This window comes from Streptomyces sp. NPDC087215, from assembly GCF_044744885.1.
GTDB lineage: Bacteria > Actinomycetota > Actinomycetes > Streptomycetales > Streptomycetaceae > Streptomyces.
On sequence record NZ_JBIUZD010000002.1, the window covers coordinates 640,178 to 654,318 of the forward strand.

At 72.9% G+C, this 14,141-nt stretch carries 12 protein-coding genes; 7 read left to right on the forward strand and 5 right to left on the reverse strand.

The genetic code is table 11. From position 1 onward, the window contains the following. Window positions 1-121: 121 nt before the first annotated feature. Window positions 122-856, reverse strand: coding sequence for a class I SAM-dependent methyltransferase (locus ACIO92_RS07475; protein WP_401235948.1), 735 nt, complete (start codon window positions 854-856; stop codon window positions 122-124). Between the two features lie 107 nt (window positions 857-963). Beyond that, window positions 964-1,569, reverse strand: a complete 606-nt coding sequence (locus ACIO92_RS07480; RefSeq protein ID WP_366441543.1) for a DUF3043 domain-containing protein — start codon at window positions 1,567-1,569, stop codon at window positions 964-966. 273 nt (window positions 1,570-1,842) lie between these two features. Between ACIO92_RS07480 and ACIO92_RS07485 the strand changes: the two genes are divergently transcribed. From ACIO92_RS07485 to ACIO92_RS07505, 5 genes are all read left to right on the forward strand, one after another. Further along, window positions 1,843-2,637 carry a PspA/IM30 family protein gene (locus ACIO92_RS07485; protein ID WP_366441544.1) on the forward strand — a complete coding sequence of 265 codons (795 nt, stop codon included), beginning with the start codon at window positions 1,843-1,845 and terminating at the stop codon, window positions 2,635-2,637. Window positions 2,638-2,668: 31 nt separating this feature from the next. Further along, a complete protein-coding gene (locus ACIO92_RS07490) occupies window positions 2,669-2,947 on the forward strand; it encodes a hypothetical protein (RefSeq protein WP_366441545.1) in 279 nt (92 codons plus the stop codon). A gap of 457 nt (window positions 2,948-3,404) precedes the next feature. Then, on the forward strand, window positions 3,405-4,634 hold the full coding sequence (locus ACIO92_RS07495) for a sensor histidine kinase (RefSeq protein ID WP_366441546.1): 1,230 nt from the start codon (window positions 3,405-3,407) through the stop codon (window positions 4,632-4,634). Next, window positions 4,631-5,320 (forward strand): response regulator transcription factor, encoded by a 690-nt coding sequence (locus ACIO92_RS07500; RefSeq protein ID WP_366441547.1) that lies wholly within the window; start codon window positions 4,631-4,633, stop codon window positions 5,318-5,320. Before ACIO92_RS07495 ends, ACIO92_RS07500 begins: the two co-directional genes overlap by 4 nt. A 187-nt stretch (window positions 5,321-5,507) precedes the next feature. Then, window positions 5,508-8,657 (forward strand): efflux RND transporter permease subunit, encoded by a 3,150-nt coding sequence (locus tag ACIO92_RS07505; RefSeq protein WP_402279473.1) that lies wholly within the window; start codon window positions 5,508-5,510, stop codon window positions 8,655-8,657. Window positions 8,658-8,724: 67 nt separating this feature from the next. Here ACIO92_RS07505 and nadA read toward each other — a convergent pair whose 3' ends face one another. Beyond that, window positions 8,725-9,921, reverse strand: coding sequence for a quinolinate synthase NadA (nadA, locus tag ACIO92_RS07510; protein WP_366441549.1), 1,197 nt, complete (start codon window positions 9,919-9,921; stop codon window positions 8,725-8,727). A 273-nt stretch (window positions 9,922-10,194) separates the two neighbouring features. On the opposite strand from nadA, the gene ACIO92_RS07515 reads away from it, so the two are divergent. Then, the gene (locus ACIO92_RS07515; RefSeq protein ID WP_351752758.1) at window positions 10,195-10,551 is read left to right on the forward strand and encodes an iron-sulfur cluster assembly accessory protein; all 357 of its coding nucleotides are present in this window, start codon (window positions 10,195-10,197) and stop codon (window positions 10,549-10,551) included. Window positions 10,552-10,976: 425 nt separating this feature from the next. Here the strand turns inward: ACIO92_RS07515 and ACIO92_RS07520 are convergent, their stop codons facing one another. After that, window positions 10,977-12,536 (reverse strand): hypothetical protein, encoded by a 1,560-nt coding sequence (locus ACIO92_RS07520; RefSeq protein WP_366441550.1) that lies wholly within the window; start codon window positions 12,534-12,536, stop codon window positions 10,977-10,979. A 68-nt stretch (window positions 12,537-12,604) separates the two neighbouring features. Then, on the reverse strand, window positions 12,605-12,811 hold the full coding sequence (locus tag ACIO92_RS07525) for a hypothetical protein (RefSeq protein ID WP_351779523.1): 207 nt from the start codon (window positions 12,809-12,811) through the stop codon (window positions 12,605-12,607). Between the two features lie 130 nt (window positions 12,812-12,941). On the opposite strand from ACIO92_RS07525, the gene ACIO92_RS07530 reads away from it, so the two are divergent. Then, the gene (locus ACIO92_RS07530; protein ID WP_351779520.1) at window positions 12,942-13,916 is read left to right on the forward strand and encodes a carbohydrate kinase family protein; all 975 of its coding nucleotides are present in this window, start codon (window positions 12,942-12,944) and stop codon (window positions 13,914-13,916) included. Window positions 13,917-14,141 lie beyond the last annotated feature (225 nt).

The following is a 14,141-nucleotide window of genomic DNA, read 5'->3' on the forward strand; positions in this document are numbered from 1 at the left end:
TACGGGCGTGCCGACCGGTGCCGGGCCCGACGCGCCGGGCTCGGGGCAAGGTCCGGGCCGTCGGGTCGGAAGGAGGGACCCGGCCGCCGGATCGGGGAGGCGGACCGGGGTCGTGCGGGGTTCAGCCCCGGACCCCGCACAGGTGCAGCAGGGACGCCATCCGCCGGTACGGGTCCGTGCGGCCCGCCCGGTCCTCGGCGGCGAGCAGCCGGTCCAGCTCCTCGGCGGCGGGCAGGCCCTCTTCGGCCGGGACGCCGTCCGTGAAGACCCGCACCCCGTACCAGGCGTGCAGCGGCGCGGCGATCCCCGCCAGCGTCGCCATCAGCGCGTCGAGCCGGTCGGCCCGCACCTTCACGCCGTTGTCGTCCGTGTAGACGTCCGAGTCGAAGCCCGCGAGCGCCCCGGACCAGTCACCGGCCAGCCCCGGCCGCATGGCCAGGGCCTCCGCGTTCCGCACGACCAGGGAGAGGAGGCCCCCGGGGGCCAGCATCCGGGCCAGGCCCGCGAGCAGCGCGTCGGGCTCGTCCGCGTACATCAGCACGCCGTGACAGAGGACCACGTCGAAGCTGCCGGGGAGGAAGTGCACCCCGGTCTCGCGTCCGTCGCCCTCGATCAGCCGGACCCGCTCACGGATTCCGGCGGGCTCGGTCGCCAGCGAGTCGCGGGCCGCCTTCAGCAGACCGGGATCGGCTTCGAGACCGGTGACGGTGTGGCCCGCGCGGGCCAGCCGCAGCGCCTGCGTGCCCTGGCCCATGCCCGCGTCGAGGACGCGCAGCCGCTGCCCCACCGGGTAGCGGCCGGATATCTGCTCGTCCACCTGACGGGCGACGATCTCCTGCCGGATGGTGTCGCGCAGCCCGCCGGTCCCGACGGGCCAGTGCGTGACCACGGGCAGGACGGGCCCGCCGGTCTCCGACGTGGCCGCACCGAAAGCGGGCACGCCGGGCTCCGTGCTGTCGGCGCTCAGGGCCGCTCTCCGCGCTTGACCTGCGGCTTCGGCAGCCGCAGTCGGCGCATCTGGAGCGTACGCATCAGGCCGTAGGCCACCGCGCCGCGCTTCGGCTGGTCCGGGAAGCGCTCGGCCAGCTGCTTGCGCAGCCGGATCCAGATGCCGACCGAGTCGATGACGATCAGGATGATCACACCGAGCCAGAGCAGCAGCGAGATGTTCTGCAGCGCCCGGTTGGCGTTGCCGAACAGCGACAGCACGAGGATCACCACGGCCATCGGCAGGAAGTACTCGGCGATCGCGAACCGCGAGTCGACGAAGTCGCGCACGAAGCGGCGGACCGGCCCCTTGTCGCGGGCGGGCAGGTAACGCTCGTCGCCGCTCGCCAGCGCTTCGCGCTGACGGGCCAGGTCCGAGCGGCGGGCCTCGCGCTGGCGCTTGTTGGCCTCCTTGCGGTCGGTCGGCACCGTCGCGGCACGTCGGCGCTGGCTCTGCGCCTCACTCCGCTTGGGCGTCGGGCGGCCCTTGGGGGCCTCGGGGTCGCGGGGCTGGCTGGTGGAGAGGTCCGCCGTCACCTTGTCGGTGGGGGCCTTCTCGTCCTTCGAACGGCTACGGAACACAAAACCCAAGGGTACGGGGTGGTGGGCATGAACCCCATGCCGGGCGGGAACGATCCGCTAACGGAGTGCGTCTTCGACGGTACGCGCGGAGGCCGGACCTGGTCTTCCCCTAGATCCGTCTACTCCTTGCGCGGGAGGCGTCCGGGGACGCAGTCGTCCTTGGGGAGGAGCGCATCCGCCTCCGAACAGTGCGGTAATGGAGCCAGGGACCGTACTGTGGAACCTGTCGAAGAGCTGGACCCGTAGTCCGTCAGAAGGGGGCGCGCGAAGCCCATGAGCGGTGTGATGAAGCGTATGGGGATGATCTTCCGCGCGAAGGCGAACAAGGCCCTGGACCGGGCCGAGGACCCGCGCGAGACACTCGACTACTCGTACCAGAAGCAGCTGGAGCTGCTCCAGAAGGTACGGCGCGGCGTCGCCGACGTCGCCACCTCCCGCAAGCGGCTCGAACTGCAGCTGAACCAGCTGCAGGGCCAGTCCGCCAAGCTGGAGGACCAGGGCCGCAAGGCGCTCGCCCTCGGCCGCGAGGACCTGGCGCGCGAGGCGCTGTCCCGCCGCGCCGCGCTCCAGCAGCAGGTCAGCGACCTGGAGGTGCAGCACAGGACGCTGCAGGGCGAGGAGGAGAAGCTCACCCTCGCCGCCCAGCGGCTCCAGGCCAAGGTGGACGCCTTCCGCACCAAGAAGGAGACCATCAAGGCGACCTACACGGCGGCCCAGGCGCAGACCCGGATCGCCGAGTCCTTCTCCGGCATCTCGGAGGAGATGAGCGACGTCGGCCTCGCGATCCAGCGGGCCGAGGACAAGACCGCCCAGCTCCAGGCCCGCGCGGGCGCGATCGACGAGCTGCTCGCCTCCGGCGCGCTCGACGACCAGTCCGGGCTCGGCAAGGACGACATCCAGGCGGAACTGGACCGGCTCTCCGGCGGTACGGACGTCGAGCTGGAGCTCCAGCGGATGAAGGCGGAGCTGGCGGGCGGCCCGTCGGCCCAGCAGCAGGCGATCGAAGGCGGCGGCACGGCCGCGCCGCAGGACAGCCCGCAGCAGTCCCGCCCGCGCTTCGAGAAGTAGCCGACCGCTCTACGGCAGAACAGGACGCGTCATGATCGTACGGATCATGGGGGAGGGCCAGTGGAAGCTGGCCGACAGCCACCTCGCCGAGCTGAACGCGCTCGACGACGAGCTGCTCGCGGAGATGGAGTCGGGGGACGAGACCGGGTTCCGGCGCACGCTGGGCGGTCTCCTGGACGCGGTGCGCCGCCTCGGGGAGCCACTCGCCGACGACGCCCTCGAACCCTCGGAGCTGATCCTCCCGTCCCCCGACGCGTCCCTGGACGAGGTCAGGCAGATGCTCTCGGACGACGGCCTCATCCCGGGCTGACGAGATCCGGGGCTGACGGACCCCGGGTCGGCGCATCCGGGACCGCCGAAATCAGGGACCGGCGAATCAGGGACCGGCGCATCCGGGCCGCCGAGCCGCGCCGACCGGAACCGAGACCCACCGGGGCCCGCCACCTTCCGAGGTGCCGGGCCCCGTCCCGTACCGCCCTCCCCGCGTCCTCCCGTCCTCCCGGACTCCCGGCCATCCTCCTCGGCCCACGGACGCCCCCGGCCGCGTCCCGGCGTGACGTCGTCGCGTCGGACCCCGGCCCCACCGGGCTGAGGGCCACCCCCGGCCGTTCCCGCTCCCGCTCTCCACCCCGCCGAGCTCAGTGTCCGTACGTCCGCCGCCCGGACCTGCCGGGCCCCCTCCCGCACCCGCCCCGCAGTACCGGTCCGCGCTCATGCGCGCCCACCGTCCGGCCCGCCCGGGGCGTCCCGACCCGTACCGTTTCCCCGTGACCCCCACCGGCACCCTTCTCGCCCGGCTCCGCGGCTGGTTCCGCGGACATCCGCTCGCCTTCGACGCCTCGCTCGCCTTCGGCGTGCTCGTCTGCATGATCGCCGGGTCGCTGACCGGGCCGCACGGTGAGCCGGGCGGCCCGACGTTCGGGCGGCAGGTGCCCGGCGCGACCAGCGTGCTGATCATGGTCGCCGGGGCCGTCGCGCTCGTGCTGCGCCGCCGCTTCCCGCTCCGGGTCCTCGCCTTCACCGTCGCCGTCACCCTCGTGGAACTGATAGGTGACAGCCGCCCCGCCCCCGTCACGATGAGCGCCGTCGTCGCCCTCTTCACGGTCGCCGCCCGCACCGACCGGCCCACCACCTGGCGGGTCGGGCTCCTCACCATGGCGGTGCTGACCGTCGGAGCCATGGCCTTCGGCCCCACCCACTGGTACGTGCAGGAGAACCTCGGTGTCTTCGCCTGGACGGGCATGGCCGCGGCGGCCGGGGACGCCGTCCGCAGCCGCCGGGCCTTCGTCGACGCCATCAGGGAACGCGCCGAACGGGCCGAGAGGACCCGCGAGGAGGAGGCGGGCCGCCGGGTCGCCGAGGAACGGCTGCGGATCGCCCGCGACCTCCACGACGTCGTCGCCCACCACATCGCCCTGGTCAACGTCCAGGCGGGCGTCGCCGCCCACGTCATGGACCGGCGCCCCGACCAGGCGAAGGAAGCCCTCGCACACGTCCGCGAGGCCAGCCGCTCCGCCCTCGACGAACTGCGCGCCACCGTCGGCCTGCTGCGCCAGTCCGGCGACCCCGAGGCCCCCACCGAACCGGCCCCCGGCCTCGCCGTCCTCGACGGGCTCCTCGACAGCTTCCGCAAGGCCGGGCTCCCCGTCGCCCTGGCCCGCGCCGACGGCGACGCCCCGCTGCCCGCGACCGTCGACCTCGCCGCGTACCGGATCGTGCAGGAAGCCCTGACCAACGTCCGCAAGCACGCGGGACCGGCCGCCGAGGCCGAGGTCAGCGTCGTACGGGTGGGCCGTACCGTCGAGATCACCGTCCTCGACAACGGCACGCCGCCCACCGCCCAGGAGCCCGCCCCCGGCGGCGGCCACGGTCTGCTCGGGATGCGCGAACGGGTCGGCGCGCTCGGCGGCACCCTCATCGCGGCCCCCCGGTACGGCGGCGGATTCCGGGTGCAGGCGATACTTCCCGTGACGTCCCGCACGGGGGAGGACACATGACGATCCGGGTAGTGCTCGCCGACGACCAGGCCCTGCTCCGCAGCGCCTTCAAGGTCCTGGTGGACTCCGAACCCGACATGCAGGTCGTCGGCGAGGCGGCGGACGGCGCCCAGGCGGTCGCCCTCGCCCGCTCCGAGCGCGCCGACATCGTCCTGATGGACATCCGGATGCCCGGCACCGACGGCCTCGCCGCCACCCGCGCGATCACCGCGGACCCCGCCCTCTCCCACGTACGGATCGTCATGCTGACGACCTTCGAGGTCGACGAGTACGTCGTGCAGTCGCTGCGCGCCGGGGCCTCCGGCTTCCTGGGCAAGGGCGCCGAGCCCGAGGAACTCCTCGGCGCGATCCGGATCGCGCACGCGGGCGAGGCACTGCTCTCCCCGGTGGCCACCAAGGGCCTCATCGCCTCGTTCCTCGCGCAGGGCACCGGCACCGGCCCCGCCGACCAGGCCGGCGGCGCCCGCGCCGGACGCCTCGGCGCCCTCACCGCCCGGGAGCGCGAGGTCCTCGTCCTGGTCGCGGGCGGTCTCTCCAACGACGAGATCGCGGACCGGCTCGACGTCAGCCCGCTCACCGTGAAGACCCACGTCAACCGCGCCATGGCCAAGCTCGGCGCCCGCGACCGGGCCCAGCTGGTGGTCACGGCGTACGAATCGGGACTGGTACGTCCGAGGGTGGAGTGACCGCGGGCCCCGGCGTACTGCGGACGCGGTATGCCCGGCATAAAGAAGTGGACCCGGGGGGCGAGGACTTCCGGCGTCCGATGGCAGATCGTATGGAAGGGGGGCACCTCCGGCGGATCCAGCGGGTCCGGGCCGGGGCCTTGGCCGCTCCCGCCCGCCGACGAGTACGCCACAGAAGAGAGACCCCATGTCCTGGCTGTCCAGATTCAGCCTCGCGCAACGGGCCCTGATCGGGCTGATCTCCATCGTCGCCCTGGTGTTCGGGGCGATCGCGATACCGCAGCTCAAGCAGCAGCTGTTCCCCTCGATCGAGCTGCCGATGGTCTCGGTCCTCGCTCCCTACCCGGGCGCCTCTCCCGATGTGGTCGAGAAGCAGGTCGTGGAGCCCCTGGAGAGCAATCTGAAGGCCGTCGACGGCCTGAAGTCGTTCACCTCCACCGCCTCCGAGGGCATGGCCGTCGTCATGGCCTCCTTCGACTACGGCGACGAGTCCACCAAGCAGCTCGTCGCGGACGTCCAGCAGGCCGTCAACCGGGCCCGCGCCCAACTGCCCGACACGGTCGACCCGCAGGTCGTGGCCGGTTCGACCGACGACATCCCGACCGTCGTCCTCGCCGCCTCCTCCGGCAAGGACCAGCAGGCCCTCGCCGCCCTCCTGGAGCGGACCGTCGTGCCCGCCCTCGAAGGCATCGACGGCGTCGCCCAGGTCGCCGTCAGCGGCGTCCAGGACCTCCAGGTCTCCGTCACCCCCGACGAGGCGAAGCTCGCCGGGGCCGGGCTCAGCTCGATGAAGCTCGCCGAGGCACTGCGCTCCGGCGGCGCGACCCTCCCGGCGGGTGCCTTCTCCGAGGCGGGCAAGAACCGTACGGTCCAGGTCGGCGGCGGCTACGCCTCGCTGCGCCAGATCGAGGACCTCCGCATCCCCGCCGCCGTGCCCGGCACGGGCAAGGCGGTCCGCCTCGGCGACGTGGCCACCGTCCGCCAGGAGGAGTCGCCGCGCGTCTCCCTCACCCGTACCAACGGCAGGCCCAGCCTCGCCGTCATGGCCACCATGGACAAGGACGGCAGCGCCGTCGCCATCTCCGACGCCGTCGAGAAGGCACTGCCCGACCTGCGCCGCGACCTCGGCGCGGGCGCCGAGCTGACCGTGGTCTCCGACCAGGGCCCGGCCGTCGCCAAGGCCGTCTCCGGTCTCACCACCGAGGGCGCCCTCGGCCTCGTCATGGCCGTCCTGGTGATCCTGGTCTTCCTGGCGTCGATCCGCTCCACCCTGGTCACCGCGGTCTCCATCCCGCTCTCCGTGGTCCTCGCCCTGATCGTGCTGTGGACCCGTGACCTCTCGCTCAACATGCTGACGCTCGGCGCGCTCACCATCGCCATCGGCCGGGTCGTCGACGACTCGATCGTGGTCCTGGAGAACATCAAGCGGCACCTGGGCTACGGCGAGGAACGGCAGAGCGCGATCCTCACGGCGGTCCGCGAGGTCGCGGGCGCGGTCACCTCCTCGACCCTCACCACCGTCGCCGTCTTCCTGCCGATCGGTCTGGCCGGCGGCATGATCGGCGAGCTGTTCGGCTCGTTCTCGCTGACGGTCACGGCGGCCCTGCTGGCCTCGCTGCTGGTCTCCCTGACCGTGGTCCCCGTCCTCTCGTACTGGTTCCTGCGCGCCCCCGGGGGCACCCCGGAGGACCTCGCTGAGGCCCGCAGGCTCGCCGAGGAGAAGGAGGAGAAGAGCCGTCTCCAGCGCCTCTACGTGCCGGTCCTGCGGTTCGCCACCCGGCGCCGGACGATGAGCCTGGCCATCGCGCTGGTCGTCCTCGTGGTCACCTTCGGCATGGCCCCGCTCCTGAAGACCAACTTCTTCGACCAGGGCGAGCAGGACGTCCTCACCATCCAGCAGGAGCTGGCGCCCGGCACCGCTCTCGACGCCTCCGACGCCGCCGCGAAGAAGGTGGAGAAGCTCCTCGCGGACACCGAGGGCGTCAAGGACTACCAGGTCAACATCGGCTCCTCCGGCTTCATGGCGGCCTTCGGCGGCGGCACCGGCACCAACCAGGCCACCTTCAAGGTCAGCCTGGCGGACTCCGGCGCGTACGAGAAGACCAAGGACGCCCTGGAGAAGGGCCTCGCCGCCCTCGACGGCATCGGCGACACCCGGCTGTCGGCCGGTGAGAGCTTCGGCAGCCAGGGTCTGAGCGTGGTCGTCAAGGCCTCCGACGCCGAGGTCCTGAAGAAGGCGTCCGAGCAGGTCCGCGCGGCGGTCGCCGGGCTCAAGGACGTCACCGACGTGCAGAGCGACCTCTCGCAGTCCGTGCCGCGGATCTCCGTCCGGCCGAACGCCAGGGCGGCCGACGCGGGCTTCGACTCCACCTCGCTCGGCATGATCGTGGCCCAGGCCGTCCGGGGCACCCCGGCCGCCAAGGCGGTCCTCGACGACACCGAGCGGGACGTCCTCATCACCACCGCCCGGCCGGTCGGCACCCTCGACGGGCTCAGGGACCTGCCGCTCGGCCCGGTGAAGCTGGGCGACGTCGCCACCGTCGAACTGGTCCCCGGCCCGGTGTCCATGACCCGGATCGACGGCGCCCGCGCCGCGACCGTCACGGCCAAGCCGCTCGGCGACAACACCGGCGCGGTCAGCAGCGCCCTCCAGTCGAAGATCAGCACCCTGGACCTGCCCGAGGGCGCCACCGCCAGCATCGGCGGTGTCTCCGAGGACCAGTCCGAGGCCTTCCTCAACCTGTTCCTGGCGATGCTCGCGGCCGTCGCGATCGTCTTCATGCTGCTCGTGGCGACCTTCCGGTCGCTGATCCAGCCGCTGATCCTGCTGGTCTCGATCCCGTTCGCGGCGACCGGCGCGATCGGTCTCCTGGTGGTCACCGACACCGCCATGGGCGTCCCGGCGATGATCGGCATGTTGATGCTCATCGGCATCGTCGTCACCAACGCCATCGTCCTGATCGACCTGATCAACCAGTACCGGGCCCAGGGCCTCGGGGTCGTCGAAGCGGTGATCGAGGGCGGCAGGCACCGGCTCCGCCCGATCCTGATGACCGCCCTGGCGACGGTCTTCGCCCTGCTGCCGATGGCGCTCGGCATCACCGGTGAGGGCGGCTTCATCGCCCAGCCGCTGGCCGTGGTGGTGATCGGCGGTCTGATCACCTCGACGCTGCTGACCCTGCTCCTCGTGCCGACGCTCTACGCGATGGTCGAGCTCCGCAAGGAGCGCCGCGCGAAGAAGAAGGCGGAGCGGAAGGCGAAGGGCGGCGCCGGTGTTCCCGCGCAGGGCACGGACACGCCCGCCGACGCACTGCTGATGGACACGGTCGATCTCTGACCGCGACATGAGGAAGGGGCGCCCCGCGTGATCGCGGGGCGCCCCTTCCGCCGTGTCCGGGGAATCGTTACGGCAGGGCGAGCATCCGCTCCAGGGCGAGCTTCGCGAAGCCCTCCGTCTCCTTGTCGACCCGGATCTGGTTGACGAGGGTGCCCTCGGCCAGCGACTCCAGGGTCCACACCAGGTGCGGCAGGTCGATGCGGTTCATCGTCGAGCAGAAGCAGACCGTCTTGTCGAGGAAGACGATCTCCTTGCCCTGGTCGGCGTAACGGTTCGCCAGCCGCCGGACGAGGTTCAGCTCGGTGCCGATGGCCCAGGTGGAACCGGCCGGGGCCGCCTCCAGGGTGTTGATGATGTACTCGGTCGAGCCGACGTGGTCGGCGGCGGCCACGACCTCGTTCCTGCACTCCGGGTGGACCAGCACGTTCACGCCGGGGATGCGCGCGCGGACGTCGTTCACCGACTCCAGCGAGAAACGCCCGTGCACCGAGCAGTGACCCCGCCACAGGATCATCTTCGCGGCGCGCAGCTCCTCGGCGGTCAGCCCGCCGCCCGGCTTGTGCGGGTTGTAGACCACGCAGTCGTCCAGGGACATGCCCATGTCGCGGACGGCCGTGTTGCGCCCCAGGTGCTGGTCCGGCAGGAAGAGGACCTGCTCACCCTGCTCGAAGGCCCACTTCAGGGCCCGCTCGGCGTTGGACGAGGTGCAGATCGTGCCCCCGTGCCTGCCGGTGAAGGCCTTGATGTCGGCCGAGGAGTTCATGTACGAGACGGGCACGACCCGGTCGGCTATGCCCGCGTCGGTCAGCACGTCCCAGCACTCGGCGACCTGCTCGGCGGTGGCCATGTCGGCCATCGAGCAGCCCGCCGCGAGGTCCGGCAGGACGACCTTCTGGTCGTCGCCGGTGAGGATGTCGGCCGACTCGGCCATGAAGTGCACACCGCAGAAGACGATGTACTCGGCGGCGGGCCGGGCGGCCGCGTCGCGCGCGAGCTTGAACGAGTCGCCGGTGACGTCGGCGAACTGGATGACCTCGTCGCGCTGGTAGTGGTGGCCGAGCACGAAGACCTTGTCCCCGAGCTTCTCCTTGGCCGCGCGGGCGCGCTCCACCAGGTCCGGGTCGGAGGGCGACGGCAGATCGCCGGGGCACTCCACGCCCCGCTCGCTCTTCGGGTCGGCCTCGCGGCCGAGGAGGAGCAGGGCGAGCGGCGAGGGCTGCACGTCGAGCTCAGTACGGGTCTGGGCCGTGGTCACGTCACGCACCCTTTCTTCGGGGAACCTTTTCGTCGAAATGACGCTATCTATCATAACCCCTTCACGTCACGCTGACGATGTCCATAGTGTCGATGTGACGAATTCGCCGTCCGGTTCCCCTCGCCCCCCGGCCGTCCTCCCCCCGGCCGCACCGTCTCCGCCGCTGGACAGGGTGTGCGAGCATGAAAGGAGCGAGGACCCCACTCGACCCGGAATGAATCCGGGGCACCGACGGTTGCAACGTCGGCAAGCAGTCTCCGTACACCATCGGGAGAGAAGCAGATGTCCGTATCGGACGAGAAGACCACTGTCAGCGACGGCATCCTCCTGTCCGACGCCGCCGCGGCCAAGGTCAAGGCCCTCCTCGACCAGGAAGGCCGCGAGGACCTGGCCCTGCGCGTCGCCGTTCAGCCCGGCGGCTGCTCCGGCCTGCGTTACCAGCTGTTCTTCGACGAGCGTTCGCTCGACGGCGACGTCCTGAAGGACTTCGACGGCGTCAAGGTCGTCACCGACCGGATGAGCGCCCCCTACCTGGGTGGCGCCTCGATCGACTTCGTCGACACCATCGAGAAGCAGGGCTTCACCATCGACAACCCGAACGCCACGGGCTCCTGCGCCTGCGGCGACTCGTTCAGCTAAGCCGTACCGAGCGGTACGCGCCTGAGGGCGGCGGCCCGGGAGACCTTCCCGGCCCGCCGCCCTCAGGCGTACCCGGGCGCCTCGCGCGCGCTTGGAAGCGCCGGGCCCGTGCCCGCGGCGCCGCCGCGCGCGTACCCGCGGAGCGTCTGCGGCGGGGGTCTGCGTCGGCGGCTCGGGCCTCGTGTCGCGCGCGTACCCGCGGAGCGTCCCGGCCCTGCCCGCCGGGTCCTTCACGCGTGTCCCGCCGGGCCTTTCCCGCCCGCGCCCGCCGGGCAGCGCGCCGGTAGCCGCCGGGCACCTCGGCGCCCGCACCCGCCGGGCACTTCGCGCCGGGTGTCCGGCAGGCACTCCGCACCAGGTGGCCGACGGGGTTCTTCGCCCGCGTCCCGCCCGGTCCTCGTCCCTCGCTCCTGTCCCGCCGGGGCTCAGCGCCGGGGCACCGCCTCACCGCTCGCGGCGTCCACCACCGGCCGGGAGCCCAGCGGGGCGTCCAGCGTCACCGTCCGCGTGAACTCCCGGGCGAGCGCGACGCACACCCGGCCCGGCTCGCTCGCCTTCTCGACGATCCGCACCGCCACCCGCTCCGGGCGCTCCTCGGCCGTCACCGTGTACGTACTGCACACCCCGCCCCAGAACGAGACCGTCAGCTTCCGGCCACCGTCCTCCGCGCGGTACGACTGGACCTGCCGGGCCGGAGCCGCACCGTCCGCGGGCGGCGGGGCGGTCGGCGGGGCCGAGGGCTTCGCCGACCGGGCGAGCAGCTCGGGGGCGACCGCCTCCCGCACCACCGTGTAGGGCGGGCCGTCCACCGGGTCCGCCGTGAACAGCCACGACGGTACGAGCAGCCGCTCACCGGCCACGTCCCGCGCGGCCAGCGCGAACACCGCGCCCGTCACCGGCACCCGCTGCGGCGGTGTCGTGCCCGCGACCTTCCGGCACGGGGGCTCCGGCGCGATCCCGCCGCCCCCGCCGGTCGTGCCGCCGACGCCGGGCTTCCCGTTGCCGTCCACCAGGTCACCGCCCCCCGGCTCCCCGGCACCGTCCGCCCCGCCGGACCCGCCCGGCTTCCCCGCGCCGTCCGCTCCCTGCGGGGCGCCCGCAGGGCAGGGGTCGGCGCCGACCGGGCCCGAGGTCCTGGTGTCCTCGTTCAGCGAGGCCAGCGCCTTCGCCGCCCCGATCACCGGGTACACGCCGTCCTTCGCCGGTTCCTTGAGCATCCCGCTCCCGGAGACCGGCCTGCCGTCCCGTCCGATGTGCAGCCCCGTCGACCAGCCGTGGGTGGGCAGCCCGTCCACCACCGGGTCGGCGTTCACCAGCCGCGACGAGCCGTCCACCACCCGGTTCGCGGTGATCTTCGCGTCGTCCTGTCCGAGGGCCTTCAGGACGGGCGCCGCCGCCGCCCGCGCCGCCGCCTCGCTCGGCGGGGCGCCACCCGTGGAGGGCTTGCCCTCGCCCGGCGGGGGGCAGGCGGGCCCCTTCAGGCAGGCGTCACCGATCGGCCCGCCGTCGAACCAGGAGTACGACCAGTTCCCCGGTGCCTTCCGGGCCACGTCGAGCCGTGGACCCGAACCGTCCTTCTCGGGGCGGATCGTCCAGACGTCCCCGACCAGGGCCGGGCTCCCGGCGAGGCCGAGCGCCGCGGCCAGCCTGGTCACCTCGGCCGAGGTGACCAGGCCCTCGGGCCGGTGGACCGCGGCCGAGGAGGGCCCCTGGGGGAGTGGGCCCTTGGCTGTGTAGACGGTCCCGCCGGGACCGCCGCCGGGATCGGGCTCACCGGGTGCGATCCCGGGACCGCTCCGGGCGTCACCGGAACCGCTGCCGCCCTCCGCCGGGCGGGCCACCGGGCCCGCCGCGACGTCCGGGGCCGCGACTCCGGGGGCCGTGGCGGCGAAGGCCAGATAGCCGCCCCCGGCGAGCAGCACCCCCGCCACCACCGAGACGGCCACCACGTTCCGCCGCCGCCGACCGTTCTCCGTACCGCTCACCGCAACGCTCCCTCGTCTCGACAACGGACGCCGGTGGGACGGAGCGGACGGGCGGACGGTTCCGTCCGTCAGCCGCCGTACTCGGCGGTGGCCGCGATCAGCCGGGCCGAGGCCGGGGAGACGACCACTCCGTGGATCGCGGCGGGGGAGACGGGCGCGGGCGCCGGAGAGACCGGAGTGACCCAGTGCGGGGCCATCCGCGCGCCCGCGCCCCGCAGCTCGGCGAGGCTGAACTCGGACTCGTGTCGCTCACGAGGAGCGGGGTACGTGGTCATGGGCGCACCGTACGCACCACACGCCCCTGGGGAAAAGACCTACTCTGGGGTAGTTTCCACTGTTCGGCAGCGAGCGCCCCAGCGGGTAGCGTGAACTGTCCTTTCCCACGTCCCGCAGGAGCACCCAGCCGTGCGTATCGCAGTCACCGGCTCCATCGCCACCGACCACCTCATGACCTTCCCCGGCCGGTTCGCCGACCAATTGGTGGCCGACCAGCTCCACACGGTGTCCCTCTCCTTCCTCGTCGACAACCTCGACGTCCGCCGCGGCGGCGTCGGCCCCAACATCTGTTTCGGCATGGGCCAGCTCGGCGGCGCCCCGATCCTGGTGGGCGCGGCCGGTTACGACTTCGACGAGTACCGCGCCTGGCTCGACCGGCACGGCGTCGACACCGGCTCGGTACGGATCTCCGAAGTCCTGCACACCGCCCGCTTCGTCTGCACCACGGACAAGGACCACAACCAGATCGGCTCCTTCTACACCGGCGCCATGAGCGAGGCCCGGCTGATCGAGCTGAAGGCCGTCGCCGACCGTGTCGGCGGGCTCGACCTGGTCCTGATCGGCGCGGACGACCCCGAGGCGATGCTCCGGCACACCGAGGAGTGCAAGACGCGGGGGATCCCCTTCGCCGCCGACTTCTCGCAGCAGATCGCGCGCATGGACGGCGAGGAGATCCGCACCCTTCTGGAAGGTGCCACCTACCTCTTCTCCAACGAGTACGAGAAGGGCCTCATCGAGTCGAAGACCGGCTGGACCGAGGAGGAGATCCTCGCCCGCGTCGGCCACCGGGTCACCACCCTCGGCTCGCGCGGAGTGCGCATCGAGCGCGTCGGCGACACCCCGATCGAGGTCGGCTGCGCCGAGGAGACCGCCAAGGTCGACCCGACCGGCGTCGGCGACGCCTTCCGCGCGGGCTTCCTCACCGGTCTGTCCTGGGGCGTCGGCCTGGAGCGCGCCGCCCAGGTCGGCTGCATGTTGGCCACCCTGGTCATCGAGACCCTCGGCACCCAGGAGTACACCCTGGCCCGCGCCAACTTCATGGAGCGCTTCACCAAGGCGTACGGCGAGGACGCCGCCGCCGAGGTCCGCACCCACCTGGTCTGACCGGCCGCCCCGGCCCCGCGGGCCCGGGGTGCTCCGGGCCGCGGAACCTCCGGGCCCGGGGCCCCTCCGGCACGGGCCCGGGGCCCGTGCCGCACCCCGGCCGACCTCGGTCCGGCCCGCCCCGGGCCCGCACGGGCCCGGGGCGCTGTCGCTCCCGCACCGGCCAGGGGACCGTGGCGCCGCCCCCGGCCGACCCGCCCAGGCCCGAGGTGCACCCGGCATCAG